22 protein-coding genes, 1 tRNA gene and 1 pseudogene are annotated in these 25701 nt (G+C 62.3%); 9 read left to right on the plus strand and 15 right to left on the minus strand.

Translation table 11 applies throughout. The annotated features are described in order from the left end of the window. Positions 1–127: 127 nt before the first annotated feature. Positions 128–1317 (plus strand): annotated as a pseudogene (locus E6X30_RS09205) (IS3 family transposase); the annotation flags it as partial. An 82-nt stretch (positions 1318–1399) separates the two neighbouring features. On the opposite strand, the gene E6X30_RS09210 reads toward E6X30_RS09205, so the two are convergent. Both E6X30_RS09210 and E6X30_RS09215 read right to left on the minus strand, forming a co-directional pair. Next, positions 1400–2305 carry a formate/nitrite transporter family protein gene (locus tag E6X30_RS09210; RefSeq protein ID WP_016663357.1) on the minus strand — a complete coding sequence of 302 codons (906 nt, stop codon included), beginning with the start codon at positions 2303–2305 and terminating at the stop codon, positions 1400–1402. A 101-nt stretch (positions 2306–2406) separates the two neighbouring features. Further along, a complete protein-coding gene (locus E6X30_RS09215) occupies positions 2407–4665 on the minus strand; it encodes an HAD-IB family hydrolase (protein WP_016663356.1) in 2259 nt (752 codons plus the stop codon). Positions 4666–4748: 83 nt separating this feature from the next. Here E6X30_RS09215 and E6X30_RS09220 point away from each other — a divergent pair, with 83 nt between their 5' ends. From E6X30_RS09220 to E6X30_RS09230, 3 genes are read left to right on the plus strand one after another with little or no spacing between them, the layout of a single operon-like run. Then, entirely contained in the window at positions 4749–5567 is an 819-nt protein-coding gene (locus tag E6X30_RS09220; RefSeq protein WP_016663355.1) for an SDR family oxidoreductase, read from the plus strand. After that, positions 5564–6274, plus strand: coding sequence for a lysophospholipid acyltransferase family protein (locus tag E6X30_RS09225; protein ID WP_016663354.1), 711 nt, complete (start codon positions 5564–5566; stop codon positions 6272–6274). The genes E6X30_RS09220 and E6X30_RS09225 overlap by 4 nt, the downstream gene beginning before the upstream one ends. Beyond that, entirely contained in the window at positions 6271–7974 is a 1704-nt protein-coding gene (locus tag E6X30_RS09230) for an FAD-binding oxidoreductase (RefSeq protein ID WP_016663353.1), read from the plus strand. Before E6X30_RS09225 ends, E6X30_RS09230 begins: the two co-directional genes overlap by 4 nt. A gap of 343 nt (positions 7975–8317) precedes the next feature. Here the strand turns inward: E6X30_RS09230 and E6X30_RS09235 are convergent. The 5 genes from E6X30_RS09235 to E6X30_RS09255 form a co-directional block, all read right to left on the minus strand. Continuing rightward, positions 8318–8393 (minus strand) — tRNA-Arg (locus E6X30_RS09235). A 123-nt stretch (positions 8394–8516) separates the two neighbouring features. Further along, the gene (locus E6X30_RS09240; RefSeq protein WP_016663352.1) at positions 8517–9518 is read right to left on the minus strand and encodes a hypothetical protein; all 1002 of its coding nucleotides are present in this window, start codon (positions 9516–9518) and stop codon (positions 8517–8519) included. Positions 9519–9573: 55 nt separating this feature from the next. Further along, positions 9574–10422, minus strand: coding sequence for a hypothetical protein (locus tag E6X30_RS09245; RefSeq protein WP_016663351.1), 849 nt, complete (start codon positions 10420–10422; stop codon positions 9574–9576). Between the two features lie 59 nt (positions 10423–10481). Further along, the gene (locus E6X30_RS09250; RefSeq protein WP_016663350.1) at positions 10482–11312 is read right to left on the minus strand and encodes an SGNH/GDSL hydrolase family protein; all 831 of its coding nucleotides are present in this window, start codon (positions 11310–11312) and stop codon (positions 10482–10484) included. 1 nt (position 11313) lies between these two features. Continuing rightward, complete coding sequence (locus tag E6X30_RS09255; RefSeq protein ID WP_016663349.1) at positions 11314–11625, minus strand: cell division protein CrgA; 312 nt, start codon at positions 11623–11625, stop codon at positions 11314–11316. A 199-nt stretch (positions 11626–11824) separates the two neighbouring features. On the opposite strand from E6X30_RS09255, the gene E6X30_RS09260 reads away from it, so the two are divergent. Further along, complete coding sequence (locus E6X30_RS09260) at positions 11825–12520, plus strand: class E sortase (protein WP_016663348.1); 696 nt, start codon at positions 11825–11827, stop codon at positions 12518–12520. Continuing rightward, on the plus strand, positions 12520–12699 hold the full coding sequence (locus E6X30_RS09265) for a hypothetical protein (RefSeq protein WP_016663347.1): 180 nt from the start codon (positions 12520–12522) through the stop codon (positions 12697–12699). Before E6X30_RS09260 ends, E6X30_RS09265 begins: the two co-directional genes overlap by 1 nt. Before the next feature lie 64 nt (positions 12700–12763). On the opposite strand, the gene E6X30_RS09270 is transcribed toward E6X30_RS09265, so the two are convergent. Genes E6X30_RS09270 through E6X30_RS09305 form a run of 8 tightly spaced genes read right to left on the minus strand, consistent with a single transcriptional unit; the run spans position 12764 to position 22341 of the window. Beyond that, the gene (locus tag E6X30_RS09270) at positions 12764–13453 is read right to left on the minus strand and encodes an aminodeoxychorismate/anthranilate synthase component II (protein WP_040386722.1); all 690 of its coding nucleotides are present in this window, start codon (positions 13451–13453) and stop codon (positions 12764–12766) included. Further along, on the minus strand, positions 13440–15608 hold the full coding sequence (pknB, locus tag E6X30_RS09275; RefSeq protein WP_141740563.1) for a Stk1 family PASTA domain-containing Ser/Thr kinase: 2169 nt from the start codon (positions 15606–15608) through the stop codon (positions 13440–13442). The genes E6X30_RS09270 and pknB overlap by 14 nt, the downstream gene beginning before the upstream one ends. Beyond that, entirely contained in the window at positions 15605–16933 is a 1329-nt protein-coding gene (locus E6X30_RS09280) for a serine/threonine-protein kinase (RefSeq protein ID WP_016663344.1), read from the minus strand. The genes pknB and E6X30_RS09280 overlap by 4 nt, the downstream gene beginning before the upstream one ends. 1 nt (position 16934) lies before the next feature. Next, on the minus strand, positions 16935–18380 hold the full coding sequence (locus tag E6X30_RS09285; protein WP_016663343.1) for a penicillin-binding protein 2: 1446 nt from the start codon (positions 18378–18380) through the stop codon (positions 16935–16937). Next, positions 18377–19786, minus strand: a complete 1410-nt coding sequence (locus E6X30_RS09290) for an FtsW/RodA/SpoVE family cell cycle protein (protein WP_016663342.1) — start codon at positions 19784–19786, stop codon at positions 18377–18379. Before E6X30_RS09290 ends, E6X30_RS09285 begins: the two co-directional genes overlap by 4 nt. Continuing rightward, on the minus strand, positions 19786–21072 hold the full coding sequence (locus tag E6X30_RS09295; protein WP_016663341.1) for a PP2C family serine/threonine-protein phosphatase: 1287 nt from the start codon (positions 21070–21072) through the stop codon (positions 19786–19788). The genes E6X30_RS09290 and E6X30_RS09295 overlap by 1 nt, the downstream gene beginning before the upstream one ends. Then, positions 21069–21584 carry an FHA domain-containing protein gene (locus tag E6X30_RS09300; RefSeq protein WP_016663340.1) on the minus strand — a complete coding sequence of 172 codons (516 nt, stop codon included), beginning with the start codon at positions 21582–21584 and terminating at the stop codon, positions 21069–21071. The genes E6X30_RS09295 and E6X30_RS09300 overlap by 4 nt, the downstream gene beginning before the upstream one ends. A gap of 7 nt (positions 21585–21591) precedes the next feature. After that, on the minus strand, positions 21592–22341 hold the full coding sequence (locus tag E6X30_RS09305; RefSeq protein ID WP_051120598.1) for a DUF3662 and FHA domain-containing protein: 750 nt from the start codon (positions 22339–22341) through the stop codon (positions 21592–21594). A gap of 47 nt (positions 22342–22388) precedes the next feature. On the opposite strand from E6X30_RS09305, the gene E6X30_RS09310 reads away from it, so the two are divergent. The 3 genes from E6X30_RS09310 to E6X30_RS09320 all read left to right on the plus strand — a co-directional run bounded on the left by E6X30_RS09310 (position 22389) and on the right by E6X30_RS09320 (position 25695). After that, the gene (locus E6X30_RS09310; RefSeq protein WP_016663338.1) at positions 22389–23264 is read left to right on the plus strand and encodes a serine hydrolase; all 876 of its coding nucleotides are present in this window, start codon (positions 22389–22391) and stop codon (positions 23262–23264) included. A 62-nt stretch (positions 23265–23326) separates the two neighbouring features. Continuing rightward, positions 23327–24511 carry an NAD-dependent epimerase/dehydratase family protein gene (locus E6X30_RS09315; RefSeq protein ID WP_016663337.1) on the plus strand — a complete coding sequence of 395 codons (1185 nt, stop codon included), beginning with the start codon at positions 23327–23329 and terminating at the stop codon, positions 24509–24511. Next, positions 24502–25695: a glycosyltransferase gene (locus tag E6X30_RS09320; RefSeq protein WP_016663336.1), complete on the plus strand. Its 1194-nt coding sequence runs from the start codon at positions 24502–24504 to the stop codon at positions 25693–25695. Before E6X30_RS09315 ends, E6X30_RS09320 begins: the two co-directional genes overlap by 10 nt. The last annotated feature ends 6 nt before the right edge of the window (positions 25696–25701 follow it).

The following is a 25701-nucleotide window of genomic DNA, read 5'->3' on the forward strand; positions in this document are numbered from 1 at the left end:
ACTTTGAGAACCAAATTGGTCTAATCACTAGCAGAAAAGAAATAGCTGCCTAACCACTAGGTAGCTCCACTACGTGTCCACGATTTGCGGGTAACCCCACTGTCGTCGGTTTAAGCTGCATGGCAGGCTATGTCTTGTGGAGAAACCAACTAACCAGCAGTATTCGTTCGAAATCAAGAAGGAAGTGGCCGAGCGCCACCGTGCTGGTGAGACAGCGATGGATCTTGCGCGCGAATTTGGCCTGTCATCAGAGCAGCTAGTCAGAGCGTGGTCGTGGAAATGGCGTAAAGGTGGCGATGAGGCATTAAAACCGAAGCCGAAGGGCAGACCCAAAGGCTCGGTCGCGCCGAAGCCGCTCTCGGAGGAAGAGAAGCTGCGACGCCAAATCGCACGGTTGGAAGCGGAAAACGCCTATCTAAAAAAATTGCGGGACTTGAGGAATCAGGGACGCGCCTGAAAGTCCAGGCGATTGTCATCCTCAAGTCACAGCATCGTCTGCAATACCTTTTGGATGCGGCAGGCATGCCGAGATCGACGTTCTTCTACCACCAGAAACGACTCAGCGAGCCGGATAAGCACGCTGCGCTCAAAGACGCGATCCGGGAAAGCTTCGAGCGTAACAAGCATCGCTACGGCTACCGACGAGTGCTACTTGACCTGTGCAACCAGGGGTGGGTGGTCAACCACAAGCTCGTCTACAAACTCATGTGCGAGATGGGGCTTCGAGCCAAAGTCCGCCAGCGCAGGCCATGTGTTTCCTACAGCGGGACAATCAGCCACATTGCCGACAACACCCTTGGCCGCAAGTTCACCCCAGATAAGCCCAATACCGTCTTTGCCAGCGACGTCACCGAGTTCAGGGTCGCAGGCCGCAAGGTCTACCTGTCACCGGTGATGGATCTGTTCGACCGTTCAATCGTTGCCCACACCGTGGCTACATCGCCGTCGACAGCGTTGACCGCCGATTCTCTAACTCAGACGATTAACACGTGTGCGCCTGAACCTGGGTGGATGATCCACACCGATCAAGGTTTCCAGTACCAGCATTCAACCTGGCGCAACCTCATTCATGACAACGGTGGTGTTCAGTCGATGTCACGTAAAGCCAACTGTTACGACAACGCGGTCATGGAAAATTTCTTCGGACACTTGAAAAGCGAGATGTACCACGGAGAAGTCTTCGACACCGTCGCAAAGTTCAACCAGGCGATCGACGAGTACATCCAGTGGTACAACACCGAACGCATCCAACAACGACTCAAGGGTCTGACCCCGATGCAATATCGAAATCAGACCCTTGAAGCCCTAACCGCCTAGAATTAAACCAGTCCAACTTTCGGGGGCCAGTTCAGTGAGGGAACCGGGCCTTCGCCTTTAGCGTGCGAGGAACGCGCCGTTGTTACTTCGCGGCGACAGCGGCCTCGCGCTCAGCCTTGATGGCATCCTTGCGGTAGGCCACCCAGAAGTAGCAGCCGACGCACAGGGCGCCACCGATGATGTTGCCGAGGGTCACGGGGAGAAGGTTGCCGAAGATGATCTTGCCCCAGGTGATCATGTCGAAATCGGCGGCAGTCACGCCGGCGTTAGTGATGGCTTCACCGGCCCAGAAAGAATCCGCGCCGAAGGTCTTGATGAGCCAGCCCATCGGGAGCATGAACATGTTTGCGACCGAGTGCTCGAAGCCGGTGGACACGAAGATCACGAGCGGAACGACGATCGCGAGGCCCTTATCGAGGAACGAGCGACCCGCGAAGGTGAGCCATACGGCCATGCACACGAGGAAGTTACAGAGAATACCGAGCACGAAAGCATTGCCCCAGTCAAGCGAGAGCTTGCCCTTCGTAACGTTGAGGACGATGAGACCCCACGCGCTCTTGTTCGTGGCCGGGGTGTTCGCGAGGAACACGAGGATCGCGATCGTCACCGAACCGATGAAGTTCGCGACGTAGGAGAGGCCCCAGTGGCGGAACAGCTGGCCTGCCGTGATGCGCTTCGACAGGAGCGGCATGATGTTGAGCGTCGTACCCGTGAAGAGGTCAGAACCGGAGTTGATGACCATGATGAGGCCGGTCGCGAAGAACGCGCCACCGATCATTTTCGTGATGCCGAGCGGCCACTCGCCGGGAGCACCCTGCTGAGTGGTCACGAACATGATGAAGCCGAAAGCGATGTAGGCGCCGCCGGTGAGGCCGAGCCAGAAAATCTTCCAGGCCGGCATCGTGGCCTTCGCGTACATGCCGTCTTCGACCGCCTTTGCCATGGCCGGCGCAGGCGGAATATTAATCTTGTTTGCGAGGTCGTCCACGGGACGTCTCCTTTAGGGATCAGGGGTAAAGGGACCTTTGGCGCATTATGCGCCTTGGGTCTAGCCTACGCCTTCGCCCCAGCTTTAGTGGAAATTGGCGGCTATTTCCACTCGACGATTGGCCAGCGGTTCTTCTTCGCCTCGGCGTAGAGGCCCAGGTCGGGCGAGATCGCCGTGGGGTTCCCGAGCACCCCGAGCCAGGCGGCGTCGGCATGCGAATCACCGTAACCGTAGGAATGAGCGAGATCGTAGTTCCCGTTTTGCGCGTACTTCTTTAGCCAATTTGCGCGGGCTTCACCGACCACCGGGGGAGTGGCGAGATAGCCCGTGAGGACGCCGTTTTCTTCGTGCATGTGGGTTGCCACGACCTCGTCGAAGAGATCCGCGAGGGGCTCCACCAGGATGTCGAGGGCTCCCGTGATGAGGATCGTGCGGTGCCCGGCGGCGCGGTGTTCCTTGAGGCGTTCGAGTGCCTGGGCCCTAATCTGGCCGCGAACCTTCTCGCCGAGCTCACCCGCGAGAACGTCCTTGAGCTCCGCCGTGGTAAAACCGCGGTAGCGGCGCATGACGCTTCGAATGAACTCCGAGCGCGAGTGCTGCTCATTGCGCAGGTACTGGGGGAGCGCCCCCGCGAGCTTGACGACTTCCTTTGCGCCATCGGCGCTTGAACGGGTCTCCTTCACGATCGCGAGATACTGCTGCACGATGTTCTGCGCGATCACGGTGCCGTCGAGGTCAAACACGGCGAGAGCGTCGCTCGAGGCGGTCAGCTCACTCGGCTTGCGTTCGGCTCGAGCCTTGCGGGCCGCCTTTTGGCGTGAGTAGGCGTTCGTAAGCTCGGTGACAGCGGGCAGGTGGTGATCGCGGAAGTAGGAGGTCCAGTCGAGATCCGTGATGTCGAAGTCGTACCTCTCGAGGAACTCCTTGGGGAGCGATTCGCGAAGCGCGCGCGTGTTCGCGTCGTCAAAGACCATTTCGGTCTTCGTGTACGCCTTGTAGAGACCCATGAACTTCTTGAGGGTGTCGAGGGCGGAGGAGCTCTTGTGGAGCTTGCCAGCCCAGGCGCGGGTAGTGCGAGTGCCGGGGAGGCGTCCGACGGCAACCTCGGCTGCCTTGACTGCCGTGTTTGTGGCCCAGAACTTCGCCTCTACCAAATCGACCGACGGGAAGGTCCACATGGGAACCGCGATCGGCTCGCCCTTGTCGTCCGTCAGAGGGTTCTCCACGAAGTAGTCGTGGACGATGCTCACCATCTCGTGGAGGGGGAGTGGGTTCGAGTTGCCCGAGGCGACCTGGTAGTACGCCTCATCGCCCGTGCGCTCAACGTTCTGAGTTGCCAGCGCAAGGATGACACCGACGATGTGATCGACGGGGATGATGTCGAGGATCGAATCGGGCAGGCCCGGGAACTCCGAGAGCCGACCCTTGCCGTAGGCCATGATGAGCGGGTCGGCGACCTTGTACCCGTCGATCCAGCCGGGGACGGGGTGAGAGACAGCAGATTCGATGATGGCGGGACGCACGAAACTCAGGCGGTGGCCGGAATCGGCCCACATCTCTTCGCCGACGCGCTCGGCCATGGCCTTCGTGAACGTGTAAATGTCGGTCCAGCCAAGCGAGTTCGCGCGCTGGAGGCCGTAGTCCTGCAGGCGGGCGCGCACCCACGCGCGGCGAGCGTCCTCCGCGACCGAGGCGATTGCCTTCGGGCCCATCTTGCCGCTCTTCAGCTCGGCGAGGCGCAGGTTCTTCTTGATCTGTTCGGGCGTGCGCGAGAGTGCATCGACTTCGCGTGCCGCCGCAAACGCGGCGTCGTATTCTTCGCGCCAGTTCACGTCGTGCGTGAGGCGGCCTTCACGGCACAGCCCCTTGGCGAGACCGCTCACGTACGAGGTGGACACGTGAATGACGTGGGGATTCTGGCCGCCCGGCAACGTCTTCTTCGATTCGAGGAGAGCCTCATACAGGTTCTTCGCTCCACCCACATTCGTGGCGAAGGCTTCGTTAATGGGCGGGTCGAAGCTCACCGAGCTCGCCGAGTGCACAACGACATCAAACGTCCGCTCAAGCGGGGGGAGATTCGTCAGGTCACCCTCGATGACGCCGGTGCGTTCCTCGAAGGCTTTGCGCACGGCGTCTTCGCCTACGCGATCACTCCACGAGGTGAACGATGGCTTGCGCAGCAAGGTTGCAAGCCGCTTCTTACCCGTGAGCGTCCCCTTCGGGCGCACGATAGCCGTCACGCGAACCTCGGGGAAATGCTCGAGGAAAGCCTGGAGAACAGCCTGGCCCAGGAAGCCTGTCGCCCCCGTGAGAAGAACTTCGCGATACTTGGTATTTGCGCTGGTAGAGGGCACAGACATGCGGTTAAATCCTCGCGATCGAGCAATGGTGAAAGTATTGGGGCGCCCGCGTGGGCATGCGCGCCTAGTGTATCGTAGAGGCCATGCATAGGGCCCTCATCACCGGCGGCACCTCTGGTATCGGGGCCGCTTTCGCGCGCGAATTCGCCAAGCGGCGTGTCGACCTCGTGTTGGTCGCCCGCAACGCCGATCGTCTTTCGCGTTTCGCACAAGACCTCCGCAGCCGCTACGACATCGATGTTGAAGAAATGGTGTGCGATCTCGAAGTTGTCGCAGATCGCGATCGCGTCGAAGCGCGTCTGGCCCAAGAAAGCAGCGAGTACCCGGCGGTCGACATCCTCGTGAACAACGCGGGCTTCAGCGTGCGTAGTGACATCCTCGGCGAGGATCTCTCGCGTCACGACTCGGGTATCGAGGTGATGATCAGGGCCGTCCTTCACCTCTCTAACGCAGCCGGCCGCGCCATGGCTCGCCGCGGTAAAGGGTGGATCATCAACGTGAACTCCGTTTCCGGGTATCTCCCGCAAAACAACTACTCCGCGATCAAGGCGTGGGGCAATACCTACACCGAAGCGCTCGCGGTTCGTCTCGCGGGCAGCGGTGTGCAAGTGACCTCGCTCCAGCCGGGCTGGGTCCGTACCGAATTCCACCAGCGTGCGGGTATCTCCGGCTCCTCGATCCCCGATTTCCTGTGGCTCTCGCCAGAGCGTCTCGTGAGGGAGTGCCTGCAGGATGTGGCGCGCGGAAAGCTCATCTCGGTCCCCTCAAAGCGTTTTAAAGTGCTCGCTTTCCTCGCCCGGATCGCTCCCCGGAACATCATGCATTCAATCGCGGCGTGGTTCACGAAACGGCGCAACAGCGAGAAGCCGCTTTCTCAATCCGCCACGAAGGGAAGCAAGTGAGCAGGTATCACGACCCCTCCCTTTACCGCTCGACCTGGCGCGCGTATCTTCGCGCGCTGCTCGTGCGAGTCGGATTCAAGGGCGTCGTGAAGAGCGCCGTGACGCAGAAGATCGTCGTCGATCCCGCAGTGAAAAAGGTACGCGGTGCCTACCTGCTCGTCGCAAACCACTCGAGCCACCTCGATGCGCCCATGCTGGCGCAGGGCCTCCCCTTTACCCAGGGAAAATACCTCTCCACGGGCGTCGCGCGAGAGTACTTCTTTGACATTTGGTATCGCCGCATCTTCGTGCGAGCGCTCTTCAATGCCTTCCCCATCGACCGCGACGGCTCCCGCAAGCACTCGGGCATCACGCGAACACTGCTCACCGCGGGCATCCCCGTGCTTGTTTTTCCCGAGGGGACACGGTCGAAGACGGGGAAGATGGCCGAGTTCAAACCCGGCGCCGCGTCACTCGCCATCAGCGAAAACGTGCCCGTCATTCCAGCTGCACTGATCGGTGCGCATGAAGCGATGCCCAAAGGTCGCAGCTGGCCAAAGCCGGGAAGGCCCCCGGTCGGGGTCGTCTTTGGTGCGCCCCTTCGAGCTGAGGAAGGCGAGAGCGCACTCAGCTTCAACGCGAGGATTCAGGCGGCCGTCCGAACCCTAAAAACCCACAATTACGAAGCCATCATGGGAACCCAACCACCCGAGGAGCAAGCGTCATGAACAGCCCCATTTCGGCACGCGAGGTCAAACGACACAAGTGGTGGGGGTGGGGTCTTGACGACATCACCTTCCGCTGGGACAACAAGCCCGCTTTCCCCGGCTTCGCAAAGTCGAAGATCGGCATGGACCTCGAGAAGCTCACGCCGGCACCGGAGCCGCAGCTGAGCGACTACGACGTTCCCGCGAGCCGCCTTGGCGCCGAAGACCGCGCCGCTCTCGCCGGCATCGTTGGCGAAGACAACTTTCTCGATGACGACGAGTACCGCGTCGTTCACTCTTTCGGCCGCTCCGTAATCGACCTGTTCCGCGCGCGCACCGGGGACTTTGCTCGCATCGTCGACGCCGTGATCTACCCGAAGAGCGACGATGAGGTCCAGCAGATCCTCGCCTACATCGTCGACCACGACCTCGTGGCGATCCCGTACGGCGGCGGTTCCTCGATCTCCGGATCCGTCACCCCGAACGTTGATGAAAAACGCCCCATCATCACGATCAACCTCGGCCGTATGCGCGAGGTCATTTCGATCGACGATACCTCCGGCCTCGCCCGCGTTGAGGCCGGCGTGTACGGCCCCGATCTCGAAGAGCAGCTCAACGAGCTCGGTTGGACGATGGGGCACTTCCCCGACTCGTTCACCTATTCGACGCTCGGTGGCTGGGCTGCGACTCGCTCGACCGGCATGCAGTCGGATCGCTACGGCGACATTGAGGACATCGTGCGGGGTCTTAGGGTCGTGCGCCCCGACGGCATTGTCGAGACCAAGCCGATCCCCGGACGCGACTCCGGTTCGAGCATCCACGAAATGATCCTCGGTTCCGAAGGTCGTCTCGGTATCATCACGGAATGCACCGTGCGCGTGCACCGCATGGCAGAAAACCGCGTCGTCATCGCGTACATGTTCCCCGATTGGGAATCCGGCATCCGCGGCATGCACGCCATTGCCCGTAGCGAAGTCCACCCCGTGTTCACGCGCCTGAGCGATGGCCCGGAGACCGCCTTCAGCCTGTCGATGCTCAAAGAGCCCAAGGATAAAAAGGGCGAGATCACCCGCAAGGTCCAGGACACCCTTTTCGCGTATCTGCGCAAGAAGGGCTGGGACACCGAGAACGAGATGTGCATGAGCTACGTGTGCTTCGAGGGGTCGAAATCCCAGATCAGCCGCGAGCAGGCCGCAGTGAAGAAGATCGTCAAGAAGGCCGGCGGTATCACCCTCGGTGCGGGCCCCGGGGCGATCTACGATCAGAAGAAGTTCGATACCCCCTACCTTCGCGACTTCCTTCTCGGGCTCAACGTGTTCGGCGACGTCTCCGATACGGGCACGACGTGGGCACGGATTAACGAGATGCACTCGAAGGTGTACGACGCCTTCTACGCGAAGCTCGATGAGCTAGGGATTCCCGGCTTCTTCTTCTGCCACATGAGCCACAGCTACCACCAGGGTGCATGCCTGTACTTCACCTTCGCGGTGCCGTACGAGAACAACGAGGTCATGCTTGAGCAGTACACGGCGATCAAGCACGCCGTGCAGGGTGAATTCCAGAAGCACGCTGGTACGCTCTCGCACCACCACGCCGTGGGTACCGAGCACCAGCCCTGGATCGAAGAAGAGGTCGGCCCGATCGGCGTCAAGATGATGCGTGATCTCTACGAGACTCAGGACCCGGGCAAGAACCTTAACCCCGGCAAGATCGTTTCCTGACGCTTGCCTCGCGGCCATTGAAGCTGCACGAAAACGCCGCGCCTTCGCCCATACGGGGTGGGGTGCGGCGTTTCTTTGTGGGGCGATGGGGGAGGGCAAGCGTCGGATCCCGGTCCGGCACCGCGGACCCGCCATGCACATATCGCCTTGCCCGCTGGCCACCCCTCCGGCCCGGCTCACCTCTTCCGCCCGGGCTTCTCGGCCCTTTTCCTGGTCTAGGAAACTAAACCCAACGTTTGTGGCGGTATCCGGTCGCATTCCGCCACAAACGTTGGGCACAGATTCACGTATCGACGATGGAGAGCGCAAAAAGGCCCTCCACCGAAATGGAGGGCCTTTCTGCTGGCGCGCCCGGAGGGATTCGAACCCCCAACCTTCTGATCCGTAGTCAGATGCTCTATCCGTTAAGCTACGGGCGCTTTTTGTCTGTTCTCTCGAACTGACTTGTATTACTTTACTCCGGTACCGCCCGAAGTGCGAGCCGAGGGCCCGTGAGTCTAGTCACGAGCCCTCGGCTGCGATGCGCTCAGGGCGCGGAGGGGTTACTGCTTACCGAAGGTCTGGCCGGGATTGTCCTGGGGGCCCTGATTGCCAGGGTCGCCGAACGGGTTCTCCTGGAATCCCTGGTGAGGAGGCTGCTGTCCCTGCTGCGGTGCTTCGTAGCTGCCCTGCTGGGGAGCCTGGTAGCTCGGCGGCTGGGGCGCGTTCGAGGAGCCCTGCGAGGGCTGCTGGTCGAAGCTCGGCTGCTGGAAGTCGTTCGCGGAACCCTGCGAGGGCTGCTGGCCGAAGCTCTGCTGGCCCTGCGCGTAGCCCTGCTGACCCTGCTGCTGGAAGGAACCTTGCGCCGGGCTCTGGTTGAAGCCCTGCTGCGAGAAGTCTGCCTGTCCGGCACCGGACTTCTTCTTGCGCTTCATGAACACGAGGGCGCCGATGACGACCGCCGCAAGGACAAGGAGAAGAACAACAACGACCACGATGATGACGATGAGCCAGGGGAAGCTGCTGCCCTCGGCCTTGATATTGATCTCTGAGAAGTATTCTTTCGTGTCGGTGATGTGGACCTTGTTGCCGTCGATCTTGCCGACGCTAGAGTCGGTGACCTTGCCGGGGAAAACGAAGGTGAAATCGACCTTGAAGCCAGCGGCAGCTGCCTGGTCGCCAAACGAACCCTTTGAGTCTTCGTGGTAGGTGTAGGTGTCCGATTCCTCGTCGTACTTCAAGGCATCGCCCATTGGGTTCTTTTCGTCCTTCTGGCCAGAGAAGGTGCACACGACCTCGTCGTCTTTCTCCTCTAGCTTGAGATCCGGCTTGGTCTCACCAGTAAATTCCTCAAGAGCTTCATCGCCGCAGAACTGCGAGGGGGTCATGCCCACTTCCTCGAGTGAGGACTTCTTTATTGAGACGACACCCTCGAGGGTGATCTTTTCGGGGCTCTCGACGGTGACCGTCGCGTCGAGTTTGCCGCAGCCCGCAACGACGAGCATGAACGGGATGAGCATCAACGCTGCGATCTTCTTCAAAGGGTTGGCCTTTGGTGCTGTCACAGGGAACCTCTACTTTCGTGGAATCCGGAATGTGGTGGACAAATCTGTGGGTACTTCAGCGGCCTGCGGAACCGGGGCTTTGGGGGTCGCTATCGATACTGGCCTGGCCTTTGTAATGTCGAGAATCGGCGCCTTCGGGACTTCGGGAGTTTGGCTCGCGTATCTCGGGCTGCTGGCCTGGCCTACTTTGTTGCGTAGATGAGCCGTTTTGAAACGTTTGGGCGTTTGCGGCAGGGCTCTTTTTCCTTTTGCGAGCGATGACAATGAGAGCCGTGATGGCGAGAGCCGCAAAGAAGAGGAGCGCAAGTGCCACCGCGATAGTGATGACGACAATGAGCCACGGGAACCCGGGGCCCTCGGACTTGATCTCGTAGTCCGAGAGAAAACTCTCGATACTGCTGATTTGAACCTTGTTGCCGCTGATCCTGCCGACGTTCGATTCAGTAACCTTGCCTGGCATGACGATGGTGACGCTAGTCATGAAGGCGCCGAGAGAGAGCCGCTCGGCGATTTCAGGGGCAGGCATGATCCCCTTCAGTGTGTAGGTGTTCGAGTCCTTGTCGTAAGTGAGGATCTGCTTGAGCTGTTCGGGATCCTCTATCGTAGTGGTGAATTCGCACTCGAAGATGTCGCCTGTTTCGGTCAGCTTGGTCTTGAGTGTGCCTTCGAAGGCTGGTCCACCAGCACCCGTCGTATCTTTCGAGGTACAAACACCCGCGGGTTTCATGCCGTATTTTTCAAGCATCGAACTGTACCCCCGAGCAACGCCTTCGAGGACAACTTTGTCGGCGCTTTCCACTGTCATGGTTGCTTTGAGGTCCCCGCAGCCGGCGATGAGGAGGAGAAAAGGAATCACTAAGAGCGCAGCGAACTTTCTCAGGGGGTTCGACTGAGTCGTCGTCATGGGGAGACCTTGCGTGTAAAGGGACGGGCGCGGCTGTACCCTATCGCACAACCATGGTCTTATTCTTCGCCTTCCCGTGAAGCTGAGCCAGGCGGCATGCCCTCGCCGAAGACGGGGGAGGCTTCGGGGCGTTTGGGATGCACGGCATCTCCCGAGCTTTCGCCGCGGATGCGCCGCATTACCCAGGGGCCGAGGTGATCGCGCGCCCACACGAGGTCCTTTTCTGCTGCCTGGCGCCACGTGCGCTGCGGCGGGTCGTGGGGCGTAAATTCGCGGAGGTTATTCGGGACGTCGAGAACGGCGAGGACTTCGCGCGCAATCGTGTGGTGCCCAAGAGGTGAAAAATGCAGGCGGTCCTCGGCCCACATGCTTTCGTGAACGAGCTGGCGCGCAGCCCACATATCTACGACGAACGCGTTGTATCGTTTGGCGATCGTGCGCATGTTTTCGTTGTAGATCGCGGAGCGCCCACGGATGAGGTTGAGAACGGGGGTGTTGCCGACGTCGGGCCCGGTCCACAGGATGATGTCGGTGCCTGTCTCAGCGAGGCGCGCGACGGCGACGTCGATTTCGGAAGCGATCTCGTCGGGATCGCCGCGCCGGATCACGTCGTTGCCTCCCGCAAAGAAGCTCACGAGATCCGGCTTGAGATCAATCGCGGGCTCGAGCTGCTCGTCAATGATTTGTTTGTAGAGCCGGCCGCGGATCGCGAGGTTTGCGTAGGCGAAATCGGGGCATGTGCGCCCGAGCTCTTCGGCGACGCGATCTGCCCAACCGCGAACCCCTCCGGGCACGTTCGGATCGGGATCGCCGATGCCTTCCGTGAATGAGTCACCGATGGCGACGAATCGCCGCCACGGATGGAGGGGGGTGGTTGGGATGCTGCTCATGCTACCTCCAGAAGGTCAGGAGCCCGCCGCCCGCGAGAAGGATGCCGATGCCAACGGCGAGGTTCCAGTCGCCAATGGGGAGCGGGTACTGCGCGCTCGAAATGTAGTACACGACCATGTACAGGATTCCGAGGATGAGGAGAGTGACGGCGGTGGGCACGAGCCAGGCGGGGCTTGGCTTGTAGGCTTCCGCGGCGCTTTCTTGAGCGCGGCGTGAGCGGCGGGTTTCGGCCTCGGCGCGAGTCACTCGATCCCGTGCAGGCTGGTTCTGCTGGGTGGGGATAGTCGAGGAACGCCGAACTTTCTTGGCCATGGGGCACCTTTCACAACAGTCACGGATGCGCCGGGCCGCCCCGAGGGGTGGGTGCGGTGCCGGCAACGGCATATATTAGGGTACAGTGCGCGGAGGAATAGGTTGGTGTTATTCCGACGCCTGCCGATTAACCCCCTGCCGAATCGGAGACATTGTGCCTTCTTCCCGCCATAGGCGAGCGCCCGAGCGTAAACGGAGCGTGGCCTCGAGCATCATCGGTGTGCTCGGTGAACTGTTGATTACCGTCGGAGCTTTCCTCCTTCTTTTTGTTGTGTGGCAGCTGTGGTGGACGGATGTCATCGCTGACCGCGAGCATGCCGTGATCATCCAGGAGCTCCAGTCGAAGTGGGGCGGGCCTGCGCCGAAGACGGTCGCGCCACCTGAAAAGGGCGAACCGCCGAAGATCGAGAATGTCAAAGAAAACGAGGTGTGGGGGGAACTCCACGTGCCGAAGTTCGATAAGGTCACGTCTCCCATGGCCGAGGGCGTGAGCATGGAGAAGGTCCTTAATGTGATCGGCAACGGGCACTACCCCGGCACGGCCCTCCCGGGTGAAGTGGGGAACTTCGCTTTTGCGGGCCACCGTTCTACATATGGGCGTCCACTTCACGACATCGCGCGCCTTCAGCCCGGTGACCCGGTCATCGTTGAGGGGCCGAAGGCCTATTACGTGTACTACGTAACGGGATCGGAAATTGTGAAGCCGAACGATGTGCAGGTGATCGCCCCGGTTCCGAATAAGCCGGGGGAGGAGCCAACGGAACGGATGCTCACCATGACGGCGTGCCACCCCATGTATTCGGTTGCGGAGCGGTACATCACGTACGCGAAGTATGACCACTGGGTTGATCGCAGCAAGGGAATCCCGAAAGAGCTCGCGGAGGTTAAGAAGTAATGTACGGCTGGCTCTACCGGATTATTCCTGGCCCGTGGTGGGTCAAGGTCTTGGTGCTTTTGATCGTGTTCGCGGCGATTGTCGTGCTGCTCTTCGGGTGGGTGTTCCCCGTGATCGCACCGTACATGCCGTTTAACCAGGTCAACCAGGGTACGATTTCAGCGCTCGGCGCCCTGTAGCCGCGGCGTCGACAACGGCATAGGCAGTCCCTGCTTTACGGGGTCTACCTCCCTTTCCTCCCCCTCAGTGAGGGGCCGCAGAGGTGAGCAGCGGCGCGAGAGTGCGGGCTCGCTCGCCAGCCCCCGTTCCGTCTCGACCTTCTGCGAGTTCGAGGAAGTGCGCGAGGATCGTGTGCCCGCCGTTAGTAAGCACGCTCTCCGGGTGGAACTGGACACTGTGGAGCGGGAGGCTCCTGTGTGAAAGCCCCTGGATGCTGCCGTCGTCGGCGCGAGCCGTGATCTCGAGAACTGCCTCGTCGACCGTGTCGGGCACGACAGCGAGCGAGTGGTAGCGGGTCGCCTGAAACGGTGAGGGCAGCGACGCAAACGGCCCTTGGCCTTCGTGGTGGATGAGGCTTGTCTTGCCGTGCATGAGCTGCGGCGCATGCGTCACGGTCGCCCCGAAGTAATGGCCGAGACACTGAAGCCCGAGGCATACCCCAAACATAGGAGTCGACGTGCGGGCACATTCACCGATCACGTCGAGGCTTCGCCCGGCGGTGAGGGGGTTGCCAGGACCTGGGGAGATGAGAACGCCGTCAAATCCCGAAAGATCGGGGACGCCGGACGAGGTTTCAGATACTGCGTCGTTGCGGACAACTATGCACTCGGCACCCATCTGCTCGAGATACCCGATGATCGTGTACACGAACGAATCGTAGTTATCGACCACGAGGATGCGGCACGAGGTGCCGGTGGGGTCAGTTGCCGCCATTGCCGCGGCCTCGCCCGTTGCCGGCTCCATTTCCATTGCCATTTCCGTTGCCGTTGCCATTGCCGTTTCCTTCACCGTCGACCGGAGTGACCGAAGGCGCGGCGGGGGTTGTCGTCGCGGTCGGCGTGGGGGTAGGCGTGGGCTCAGGGCCCTTCGACACGATGATCGTGACGCTCGACCCGGACTTTACCTCGGAGTTGACCTCCGGATTCGTGCGGATCACCCGGCCCTTTTCAACAGTCGGGGAGAACTCCTCCTGCACCTGCGTGCCGAGATTAAGCTCAGGGACGCTCAAGCGTGTGCGCGCTTCCTCGAGAGTTTGACCCACGACATTCGGAATGGTCACGGGGCCGGCTTCAGCCGCGACGACGAGGCGCACGGTCGAGCCCTTCATTGCGGTGCCGTCGGCGGGCGTCTGTTCGAGAACGGTGCCGACGGTTTCCCCATCCTTTGCCTCGCGGCTCGCCACGGTGACCTCGAACCCGGCATCCTTGAGAGCCTGTTCGGCGTCGGCCTGAGTGAACCCAACCACGCTCGGGACGGTGAGCTGACCGCTCGAAATCCAGACTTTAACGGCGCTGCCTTGCGGGGCGCTCGCGCCGTCGCCCGGCTCGGAACGGATCACAACATCCTTATCGAACTCGGTTGAATCTTCGGTGCCGGCAACGGTCATCGTGAAGCCGGCGTCCTCGAGAGCCTTCTGTGCCTCATCCTTCGTGAGCCCTTCGAGCTTAGGCACGCTGGCGGAGTCCGGGCCGCTCGAGACTACAACGTTGACGGTAGAGCCCTTGACGACCTGGGCCTTTGCTTCAGGATCGGTTGAGATGACGAGCCCTTCGTCAACCTCTGTGCTCGCCTTTTCAGTGAACTTCGGGGTGAGCCCTGCTTCGGTAAGGGTGCGCTTCGCATCGTCTTCCGCCATGCCCACGACCGACGGTACGCTCACCTGTTCGGGCTCGCGATTCTGCTGCGCGATGAACCACCACGCGGCGCCCGCCACAATAAGCAGCAGGAGGATCAATCCGGCGACCCACGCGCCCACGTGGCGTTTCTTTTCCTCTTCCGGCGCAATCTCATCGAGCGCGCTTCTCGGCCCCTGCGGCGTGGGCGACGCTTCCGCCGCGCCTGCAGGAGCGGACGGGGCCATCGGAGCCGTATGCGTGGGAATGACCTGGGTTTCCTGGTCCTGGAACGCCGTCGTGTTCTCAAACTCCGTGGGGCTCAGCACCTGGGTTGCCGCTTCGGCACTAGCGGGGCCCGCAGCGCCTGCGGCAAGGGTGCCAAGAATCCGCGGCTCGCGGCCCGCCGCAGCGTCGCTAATATCCTTCGCGAAATCAGAGGCGCTTTGATACCGCACCTCGCGGTCCTTCGCGAGGCCGTGGAGCACGACGGCATCCATGAATTTGCTGATGTTCGGGTTGTAGGTCGAGGGGACCACCGGAGTTTCGCGCACATGCTGGTACGCGATCGACACCGGCGAGTCGCCCGTGAAGGGCGGGCGACCCGTGAGGAGCTCGTAGAGAACAACTGCCGCGGAGTACACATCGCTGCGCGCATCCACCTGCTGGCCACGCGCCTGCTCCGGCGAGAGGTACTGTGCAGTGCCCATGACGGCTTGCGTCTGGGTCATGGCCGCGGTCGCTTCGGATACCGCGCGTGCGATACCGAAGTCCATGACCTTGACCTCGTTGTTCTTCGTGATCATGATGTTGCCGGGCTTGATGTCCCGGTGAACGATTCCCGCGTTATGTGAGTACTGGAGGGCGCCCAGCACACCCCCCATAATCGCGCACGCGCGTTGCTCGCTCATGGGGTTTTCCGCCGAGATGAACGATCGAAGCGTGTCGCCCTCGACGTACTCCATGACGATGTAGGGGATCGTCACCTCTTCGCCCGTGGGCTCAGTGCGGTGGTCCTCGCCAGTGTCGTAGACGCCCACGATCGTGGGGTGGTTGAGACCCGCGGCCGACTGTGCCTCACGGCGGAAGCGTTCCTGGAAGTGGGGATCGCGCGCGAGGTCCGAGCGCAACACTTTGAGGGCGACCGTGCGATGCAAGCGCGTGTCGCGCGCAAGATACACCTCAGCCATGCCGCCACGCCCAAGGAGACGCCCAATCTCGTAGCGGTTACTGAGTAACATGCGGTCTTCGCTCACGATGCCACCGTAGCCTTCCTCAAGAGTGCGCTCACATCAGCGCCCGTCCATTCTAATGAGTGTGTACTCGCACCAAGGGATACCGTTCCGGTTGCCACGAGAATCGCCACAATAATGGCGATCGCAACGACGGCGATCACGATCAGAAGTGGCAAGCTGACCCTACCGACACTCTGTCCCGTGGATGTTCCGCGCCGCGCTGCTGCCCTGTGATCACGACTTGCGCTACTCGCAGAGTTAGCGCTCGCCGCCGAACGCGCGCTCGGTGCCGACGCTGCCGTGGACGAGGACCTGATGGTGACCGGCTTTGAGCCGACGCCCGCGAGCGGCATCGCCGCCGTTCGGGTTCCAGTGGGCGAAATCGGGTTCGCCGTGCGCGAGTTGGCTTTCGAGGTGATTTTGCGGCTCGAATGGCCGCTGTCGCGCTTGGAGGCGGAGGCGGAGGCATCGGAACGCCCGCCAGAGGCGCGCACGCTGCTCGTCCCGAACCGGGGCTCCTCGCCTCGTTCGATCGAATCGAGAATGCGGGCGACAACCGCTGCCGACCTAGGGCGATTGGCGGGCGCTTTCGCGAGCATCATCATGACGAGACGGCGCAGGTCCGGGTTGATGCGCTCGGGAAGCTCCGGTGGCGCCTCCTTAACCTGGGCCATCGCAATCTCGACTTGGCTCGTGCCCGTGAATGGGCGTGAACCGGTCAGCATTTCGTAGGCGACGATGCCGAGCGCGTAAATGTCGGAAAGACTCGTAGCTTGCTTGCCCATGGCCTGCTCGGGAGACAGGTATTGGGCGGTGCCCATGACCAGACCGGTCTTCGTGAGCTTCGCCTGGTCGTTGGAGCGGGCAATCCCGAAGTCGGTGATCTTGAGCGCCCAGTCGTTCGTGTCGTCCACGAGAACGTTCTCCGGCTTGACGTCGCGGTGGACGACGCCTTTGACGTGCGCGGCATCCAGCGCTTTCGCGAGTTCCTTGAGCACGGCGATCACGCGATCTTCGTCGAGGCCGTCTGGGTTTTCTTCGATGATGTCGGAGAGAGGGCGGCCCTTCACGAGCTCCATGACGATATAGGCGCGCCCGTCAAGCTCTCCGTAGTCATAGAGGCCGGCGATCGCGTCGTGCGCGAGCGCGGCGGTATGGCGCGCCTCGGCGCGGAAACGCTTGAGGTAGCCCTCTTCGCCCGCGAACTCTTCGCGCAGAACCTTGACGGCAACGGGGCGGTCGAGCTCCTGGTCCTTGCCTTCCCAGACCTGGCCCATGCCACCCGTGGCAATGAGGCGAGTGAGTTCGTAGCGTCCTTCGAGAACGAGTCCTTTACGTGTTTTCATGCTATTCCTCGATCACTGCCTTCATGAGGTCTCGCGCGATGGGGGTGGCAACGGCGCTTCCGTAGCCCCCCTCCTCGACGACAACGGCCACCGCCACCTTCTTATCGCCCTTCATGGCATAGCCAACGAACCACGAGTGCGGCTTTTTCCCTTTCGCCCACTGCGCCGTTCCGGTTTTCCCGCCGACCTCGGCGCCGTCGATCTGAGCGCGCTTTGCCGTTCCATCCGTCACCGTTGCTTCCATCATTTGCCGCATCTGCGCGGCGTGAGCGGCGGACAGCGGCTGGCTCTTCTCGCGCGGAGCGAGTGCCTTGACCTCTTTGAGGTCGCCCGTGCGAACAGACTTGACGAGCTGGGGTTCCATGACGATGCCGTCGTTGGCGAACGAGCCCGCCATCATTGCCATCTGCAGGGGGGTCACCTTGTCCTCGTATTGCCCGATCGAGCTCAGGGCGAGTTGTGCATCGTCCATATCGGAGGCCATCGACGATGGTGTCACCGAAAGCGGGATCTGCATTTTCGTGCCGAATCCGTATTCCGCGGCCTTGTTCTTCAGAGCGTCTTCGCCGAGCTGGACGCCGAGCATCGCGAACGAGGTATTGCAGCTTTGCTGGAGCGCCGACTGCAAGCTCGACACGTCGTTCGGGCCGCACGGGGAAGTATCGCCGTTCGGGTGGTTCGACATCGACGTGGACGAGTTCGGGAGCTGATAGCTTCCGGGCCCGGGAATTTCCGATTCGGGAGTGTAGCTGCCGGATTCGAGCGCTGCCGCGGCGACGAAGAGCTTAAACGTCGAGCCCGGCGGGTAGAGGTTACCCGCAATCGCCCTGTTATTCAGAGGCTTATTTGGGTCGTCATTGAGTTTGGACCACGCCTTGCGGACAGACTTCGAATCGTGTGAAGCCAGGGCGTTCGGATCGTAGCTCGGGGTCGAGACCATCGCGAGAATCGCGCCTGTATCGGGGTCGATTGCAACGGCCGCGCCGCGATGGTCGCCGAGAGCCTCGTAGGCGGCCTTTTGCGCCTTCGCATTGATCGTGAGTTCGACTTGCGCGCCCTGGGGGTCGTGGCCCGAAAGCACGGTCATGAGGCGGTCGTAGAAGAGAGAATCGGCCTTGCCCGAAAGCTCTTCGTTCATGGCTTTTTCCATGCCGCCGAAGCCGTACACGACGCTGTAGTAGCCCGTGACGGGTGCGTACAGGCCCGGCTCAGCGTATTCACGCTTGAGCCCGTAGCGGTTGTTGACTTTCGTGCTGGAGGCAACGGCAACACCGTCGACGACGATCGGCCCGCGCGGCCGCCCAAACTCGTTGTAGATCGTGCGCGCGTTGCGGCCGTTCGCGTTGAGTTCCTCCGCTTTGATGACCTGGAAATAGGTGGTGGAGCCGAAGAGGAAGAGGAGCAATACGGTGAGCACGAGCGAGACGTGGCGAAGCGGTTTGTTCATGCTGTGACCTCCGCACTCATCGCGTGCGGCGCGCGTTGATCGGCCGCGACGTGCTTTTCGGTTTCGCCAAGGCTGCGTGCCGCGGGCCTTCGTGCGGCGTCGCTCAGTTTCATGAGGAGCCCCACGATGATCCAGTTGGCCACGAGGCTTGAGCCGCCCGCGGCCATGAAGGGAAGCGTGAGGCCGGTCAGGGGAATCACGCGCGTCACGCCACCCACGACGATGAACGTTTGAAGGCCCAGAGTGAACGAGAGCCCGGCCGCGATGAGTTTCCCGTAACCGTCGGAAATGCCGACCGCTGCGCGCAGCCCGCGCTGCACGATAATCGCGTAGAGCGTGAGAAGCGCGAACACGCCCACGAGCCCCACCTCTTCGGCGACCGACGCGAAAATGAAGTCAGACTGCGCGAACGGAACGGTGTCCTGGCGGCCTTCGCCGAGGCCGACGCCGAACAGGCCGCCATTCGCGATGCCGAAGATGCCGTTGTTAATCTGCCCGCAGTTGCTGAAGTTTCCGCTGCCCATGGGGTCGAGCCAGCACTCGAAGCGGCGCTGCACGTGACCGAGCTTGAGCACGTAGTAGATTCCCGGGGGTGCGAACATGAGGGCGCCGATGATGAACCAGCTCAGGCGGTCCGTTGCGGTGTACAGCATCACGACGAAGAGCCCGAAGAACAACAGGGACGTGCCAAGGTCATTTTGGAAGACGAGAACGGCGGTCGCGCCGGCCCACGCGAACAGGAGCGGGCCGAGATCCGACCAGCGGGGCAGGGTAATGCCAAGGACGCGCGGTCCCGCTAGGGCCAGTGTGTCGCGCCTCGAGACGAGGAAGCCGGCGAAGAACATCGCGAAGAGGATCTTCGCGACTTCGGCGGGCTGGAATGAATAGCCCGCGATCCGGATCCAAATCCGTGCGCCATAGTTGGCGGCGCCAATGCCGGGGGCAAGCGGCAGGAGTAGGAACAGGAGTCCGACGGCACCTGTGATCCAGGTGTAGCGACGGAGCTGGCGGTGATCCCTCATGAGCATGAGCACGACGGCGACGCACGCGAGGCCGAGCGCCGTCCACATGACCTGGCGCGAGGCGAAGCCATGCCCCCAGGACGTGTATTTCTCGTAGACGAGATCCACGCTCTTGATCGTGGCGAGGCCGATGAGGTTGATCAGGAGAGCGGTGGGCAGGAGCAGCGGATCGGCATACGAGATGCGCGCTGCCGCAACGATGTACACGATGAGCGCCCCGACACCGAGCCCGCCAATCTGCCACCAGGTTGATGTGGCGATCTGTTCATTGCGCCCGAGGTCGACGAGGACGTTCGCGCCGAGACCGATCGCGAAGGCAGCCAGAATCAGAACAAGGTGCAAGATGCGCCGTGTTCGTGCCTGGTAGCTGATGACCGTCGCCATTAGCGCCCGCCGTCCGAGGGAGCCTGGCCGGTTTCGGCCCCGCCGCCACTATCGCTTGCGCCGGCCTGCGGGTCTTTCGAGAGGCGCCCCTCCGCCGCGAGCTGCGCGACGATGCGGTCGGCGTCGTCTCTGTTCTTTGCGCTGATGGTGTTTGTGACCTGGGTTTGAGTCACGGGCTGAAGGTCGCTGAGGACCACATCGGTGACGGCCTCTTCGTGGGAGAGCGAGAGGGGGCCGAGGTCCTGCGCGATGCCCTTGTAGATGACGACCTGTGAGCCGTTGGTGCCGACGTAGTACTGATCTTGCGTCCAGTTGTAGGCGAACCAGGCACCACCGACGAGAAATGCGGCGATGAGGGTGAAGAGTGCCGCCACCGGCCAGTTCGAGCGCCTCGGGGGCTCCTCTTCGTAGTCTTCGTCTTCGTACGGCGCCTCTTCGCGCGTGAGCGCGGCGGCGCGTGCGGCGGGTCCCGTCGCGGCGGTGGGGCGATGGCGGTCGCGCGCGGCGGCACCAACGACGATGTTCCCACTCGAGGGGCCGGGATCGCCCTTATGAAGGTCGTCGATGTCAATGACGTCGGCGATGACGCACGTGATGTTGTCGGGGCCACCCGCTTTGAGGGCGAGTTCGACGAGGTGTTCGGCGCATTCATCGGGGTCGTCGATGCTTGAGAGGACGTCGCTGATGGTTTCGAACGAGACGAGTCCCGAGAGGCCATCGGAGCACAGCATCCAGCGGTCGCCTGGGACGGCTGGTTTGAGGCTCAGGTCGAGTTCGGGATCGGCGTCGACATCACCGAGCACGCGCATGATCATGGAGCGCTGCGGGTGGCGTTCGGCTTCTTCCGGGGTGAGGCGCCCTTCGTCGATGAGGCGTTGCACGAACGTGTGGTCTTTCGTGACCTGGGTGCACGTGCCTTCGCGCACAAGGTAGGCGCGCGAGTCACCGATGTGGACGAGCGCGAACTTATTGCCCGCGCGCAAGAGCGCGGTGACGGTCGTGCCGAGGCCCGCGAGAAGGGGTTCTTCGCGAGCGCGCCGCAGGATGGCATCGTTTGCGTCAAGGACGGCGCCCTCGAGTGCGGCGACGATGTCGGTTCCAGGTGCGTCGGTTTCGAGCTCCGAAAGCGTGCCCACGGCGACTGAGCTGGCGACGTCGCCACCGGCGTGGCCTCCCATCCCGTCGGCGACGACGAGGAGGTGGGAGCCGGCGTAACCGGAGTCCTGGTTGTTCGAGCGTACGAGCCCGACGTCTGTTTTCGCTGCGTAGCGCAACGCGATGGTCATCGGGGGCCTCGCCTCAATTCAATCTGAGTGTTGCCGATCGTGATGGCGGCGCCTGGCTTGAAGGGAGCGGAGGCTCCTTCGAGGGGCTTGCCAGCGAGGGTCGTGCCGTTAGTTGAGCCCAGGTCCTCGACGTACCACTCGCCGTCGTGAGGGAATACGCGCGCGTGGCGGTTAGAGGCGTATTCGTCGGAAAGCACGAGGGTGCATTCCGGGGCGCGGCCGATGAGGATCGGCGAGGCCGCGAGGCGGATCGTGGTGCCGCGAAGGGGGCCTGCGGTGACGACCAGCTGGGTTTGAACGGCGTTCGGATCGGTGGTTTTTTGACCCTGCTGGAGAGCGGAAGGGTCGCTCACCGTGCGTCTCTCGGCGCCTGCTTTTCGCCCGCTTCCGCCGCGCGTGATGACCGTGGTTCCGAAGAGGTCATTGCGCAGGACGAGGAGCGCAACGATCACGAAAAGCCACAGCGCAACGACGAAACCGAAGCGCAGGACGATGAGGGTTAGCTCGCTCACGCGGACCTCACCACTCGGAGGGCGCGCCCGTAGGCAAAATGACGGTGAGACGCGTGCGCCCGATGCGGATCGTCGCGCCGTCGGGGAGCCCGGTGGGGGTCGTAATGCGCTCGCCGTTCACGAAGGTGCCGTTCGTGGAGCCGAGGTCCGTTGCGGTCATCGATGTGCCGTCAACGCGGAGTTCAAGGTGGTGGCGGCTCACGCCCGTGTCGTCGAGGATGATGTCGCTATCGCCGCCGCGGCCGATCACGGTGACGCGGCCCGTGAGGAGGTACTGCTGGCCGTCGATTTCGAGGATCGGCTGGAAGTTTTCGCCGCCCGTCGTCGCCGGTGCGAGCGAGGAGCGCTCGGTGCTCGATTCGGTTTCGAAGCGCCCGGCCTTGACGTCATCGTCGCGCTTGAGCGCGACGGTTACGTTCCCCACAAACAGGTATTTCTGCTGATCGGCGTGATCGACGAGGATCCGCTGGAGTTCATCAACGAGGGTGTCCTCCCACGAGGCGAACCGTTCGTAATCCACCGAGTTGAGGTACACGGAGTACGTGTTGGGTGCGAGCGTGCGGGCACGGTCGAGGACCTGAATCTGATCGTCGCATTCGCGCTTGAGCCCTTGGGCGAGGTCGAGTGGCTTGATGCTGCCGCCGCGCGAGAACACGTTCGACACTCCGCGGTCGAGGCTGCGCTCGATTCGGTCGAGAAAACTCAACGTGGGTCTCCTTGGGTAAACGTCGTACGCCGCGAGTCTATCGCGTGTCATGCACGCACGATTCGTTCAGATGTAATGATGTGGTGGAGGATTGGTGCATGAGTGATGTGCACGCGAATCCCGCCCACGTTGATCCGGAGTCTCTTGAGCCGCTTCTTTCGTCCTTGAGTTTTGATTCGGCCGTTGGCCTCATCAGTTCCGACGGTCGCTTAATCACCGCGTACGGGGATCTTGACCGAGTGTTCCCGCTCGCGAGTGTCTCGAAGCTGATCGCGACGTACGCCGCGCTCGTCGCAATCGATCGCGGAGCCCTTGCCCTTGATGACGCTGCAGGTGAAGAGACTCCGCAGGGCTGCACTGTCGAACACCTGCTCGCCCACGCCGCCGGTTACGCGTTCGAGGGCGGGGAGTTCCTTGCCGCGCCGGGAAAGCGCCGCATGTACACGAATGCGGGCATCGAGCAGCTCGGGCGCGTCGTCGCGCGCGCCGTCGAAACGGACTTTGACCGGTGGGTGCGCGAGAGCGTGACGGAGCCGCTCGGGATGGAGACCGTCGAGGTAGCCGGCTCGCCCGCCAAGGATTACCGCGCAAGCATCGAGGATCTTCTTGTACTTGGCCGGGAGTTCTTGACTCCCACGCTCATTTCTTCCGAGCTCGCTGAATCAGCGCATCGCCCCCATTTCCCGGGCCTTTCCGGTGTGCTTCCCGGTTACGGCCGTCAAAGCCCGAATGACTGGGGTCTGGGTGTGGAGATCAAGGGGAAGAAGGAGCCGCACTGGACGGGCGCGCTCAACTCGGCCCGCACGTTCGGGCACTTCGGGCAGTCGGGGTCGTTCCTCTGGGTTGACCCGGAAGCGATCCCGGGTGGGCTCAGCGCGGCATTTTTGTCGTCGAAGCCGTTTGGCGAGGAGCACGCCGGCGTGTGGCCCGCTCTCAACGACACCCTCGTTCGCGCGGCGCGAGCTCGTTCCTGAACAGCAATAGTGTTCATTAGGTCACTATTGTGGAGTGACGACACGAGGCGAGAGGACGAGCAATGCAGCAGGCCATCAACGAGGCTAGGGACCGAGGGCTCCGCATTATTGTCGCGGGCGGTGACGGTTTTTGCGGCTGGCCTACGGCGCTGTACCTCTCGAAGCAGGGGCACGAGGTCACGATTATTGACTCCCTTGTGCGTCGCGACATCGATGACGAACTCGGCTCGAACTCAGTGACCCCGATTCTCCCTCTCGAGCAGCGCGTTGCCGCATGGGAGGAAGTCTCGGGCGCACGTATCGACGTTCGGATCGGCGATCTTAGCGACTACGACTTTCTGAGCGCAATCGTGACCGAGGTGCAACCCGAGGCCTTCGTGCACTTCGCCGAACAACGAAGCGCCCCGTACTCGATGATCGACCGCGAGCATGCCATTTACACGCAGCGTACGAACGTCGAGGGGACGCTCAACGTGCTCTGGGCGATCCGCGACTACGCCTCCGAATGCCACCTCGTGAAGCTCGGGACGATGGGCGAATACGGCCAGCCCAACATTGACATCGAGGAAGGTTTCATCGAGATCGAGCATCGCGGCCGCACTGACCGACTGCCGTTCCCGAAACAGCCGGGCAGCTTCTACCACCTCTCCAAGGTGCACGACAGCGACAACATCATGTTCGCGTGCAAGATCTGGAATATCGCCGCAACCGACCTCAACCAGGGCATCGTCTACGGGCTCCACACGAATGAGACCCGCATGGACCCCCGCCTCGTAAATCGCTTTGACTATGACGCGGTGTACGGCACGGCGCTCAATCGCTTCCTCATTCAGGCCGCCGTCGGCCACCCCCTCACGGTGTACGGGGAAGGCTCCCAAACACGTGCGTACCTCAATATCGAGGACACCGTGCGGTGCATCGAACTCGCGTGCACGAACCCCGCGCAGCCTGGAGAGTTCCGCGTGTTCAACCAGTTCACCGAGTCCTTTAGCGTCGAGGAACTCGCCGTCAAAGTCGTCGCAGCAGCCTCGACGCTCGGGATCGATGCTCAGATCAATCACGTCGAGAACCCGCGCGTCGAGAAGTACAACCACTACTACAACGCGGTCAACACTCGCCTCATTGACCTCGGCCTTGAGCCGCACCTTCTTACGGAGGGTGTGCTCGCCGAGATTCTCGAGGTGGCCCGCACACATGCGGGGCGTGTGAGGAACGAGCTGATCCTCCCGAGCGTGACGTGGCGCTAGCAGACTCCGCCGCCCGCGGCCGGATGCGCGTGCTCCTCGTGACCGAGACGTTCGTGCCGAGCGTCGACGGGGTCGTCACGCGCCTGAGCCACCTCGTCGATCATCTCCTTAGCGAGGGGCACGAGGTGGAGATCATCGCGCCGGGGCTCGGCATCGACGAATACGAGGCAGCGTCGGACCCCAAGAACTCACGCCGGAGCCCTGGCGCCCCCATTCACGGCGCCTCAACCGTGCGCGTGCCCTTTTACCCGAGTCGGCCCTGGTCGCTCCCCACACCCTCGGTGCACCGCATGACCGAGCGAGTGGTGCGGGAGTTTCGCCCCGACGTCATTCACGCCGCTCAGCCGATCCTGCTGGGACGCGCGGCCGTTCGCGCCGCCCGCCGACACCGCATTCCTCTCGTCGCGAGCTACCACACGAATCTTCCCGCCTATCTTTCGCGCTACCGCGCATGGGCGTGGAGCGCACCACTCATCGCGCGCGCAACCCGCCGCATGCACCGCGATGCCCAGATCAATGCCGTCACGAGCGAGGCCATGCGCAGCGAGGCTCGTGCACTCGGGCTCGAGCACGTGCACGTCGTGCGCAGGGCAGTGGACACGCGCCTCTTCCACCCCGGTGATAGCCCGACGGCCGCTTTGCCTTGCGACAACCAAGATTCCAGGTTGCGGCTGCTTTTCGTCGGGCGGCTTGCGGCCGAAAAAGACCTCACCCGACTCGTGCCCCTCATGCACCGCCGCGATGATCTAGAGCTCACGCTCGTGGGCGATGGGCCACAGCGCGCCAACCTCGAACGCGACTTTCGCGGGACCCGCACGCGTTTCGCAGGAGTTCTCCGCGGCGAGAAGCTCGCGCAGACCTACCGCGAGCACGACCTGTTCATATTCCCCTCCGTGACCGAGACGCTTGGCCTCGTGCTACTGGAGGCGATGGCCTCGGGCCTGCCGCCGCTCGCCGCACGCTCAGGCCCGACGATGGAGCAAATTGTTGATGGCGACACGGGGTTCCTCTTTGGCGACGAAAATGAGCTTGAGCAGATTCTCGATGCCCTCGCACGCACGAGCGGGAAAGAGCTTCGCTTGCGCGTCGCAGCGGCGGCACGGGCCGAAGCCGAAAAGCATTCGTGGGCAGCCGCGAGCGAGGACTTTGTGAGCCTTTACCGACGTGCTATCCGGGGCGAGTAGAGGGGA

Source organism: Dermabacter sp. (assembly GCF_032550575.1).
GTDB classification, from domain to species: Bacteria; Actinomycetota; Actinomycetes; order Actinomycetales; family Dermabacteraceae; genus Dermabacter; species Dermabacter hominis.

Coding starts and splice junctions, on each gene's coding strand:
- E6X30_RS09215 (WP_016663356.1), bottom strand. CDS start 4,665: ATGTCTGTGCCCTCTACCAGCGCAAATACCAAGTATCGCGAAGTTCTT.
- E6X30_RS09220 (WP_016663355.1), top strand. CDS start 4,749: ATGCATAGGGCCCTCATCACCGGCGGCACCTCTGGTATCGGGGCCGCT.
- E6X30_RS09230 (WP_016663353.1), top strand. CDS start 6,271: ATGAACAGCCCCATTTCGGCACGCGAGGTCAAACGACACAAGTGGTGG.
- E6X30_RS09245 (WP_016663351.1), bottom strand. CDS start 10,422: ATGACGACGACTCAGTCGAACCCCCTGAGAAAGTTCGCTGCGCTCTTA.
- E6X30_RS09250 (WP_016663350.1), bottom strand. CDS start 11,312: ATGAGCAGCATCCCAACCACCCCCCTCCATCCGTGGCGGCGATTCGTC.
- E6X30_RS09255 (WP_016663349.1), bottom strand. CDS start 11,625: ATGGCCAAGAAAGTTCGGCGTTCCTCGACTATCCCCACCCAGCAGAAC.
- E6X30_RS09265 (WP_016663347.1), top strand. CDS start 12,520: ATGTACGGCTGGCTCTACCGGATTATTCCTGGCCCGTGGTGGGTCAAG.
- E6X30_RS09270 (WP_040386722.1), bottom strand. CDS start 13,453: ATGGCGGCAACTGACCCCACCGGCACCTCGTGCCGCATCCTCGTGGTC.
- E6X30_RS09280 (WP_016663344.1), bottom strand. CDS start 16,933: ATGAAAACACGTAAAGGACTCGTTCTCGAAGGACGCTACGAACTCACT.
- E6X30_RS09285 (WP_016663343.1), bottom strand. CDS start 18,380: ATGAACAAACCGCTTCGCCACGTCTCGCTCGTGCTCACCGTATTGCTC.
- E6X30_RS09290 (WP_016663342.1), bottom strand. CDS start 19,786: ATGGCGACGGTCATCAGCTACCAGGCACGAACACGGCGCATCTTGCAC.
- E6X30_RS09295 (WP_016663341.1), bottom strand. CDS start 21,072: ATGACCATCGCGTTGCGCTACGCAGCGAAAACAGACGTCGGGCTCGTA.
- E6X30_RS09305 (WP_051120598.1), bottom strand. CDS start 22,341: ATGACACGCGATAGACTCGCGGCGTACGACGTTTACCCAAGGAGACCC.
- E6X30_RS09310 (WP_016663338.1), top strand. CDS start 22,389: ATGAGTGATGTGCACGCGAATCCCGCCCACGTTGATCCGGAGTCTCTT.
- E6X30_RS09315 (WP_016663337.1), top strand. CDS start 23,327: ATGCAGCAGGCCATCAACGAGGCTAGGGACCGAGGGCTCCGCATTATT.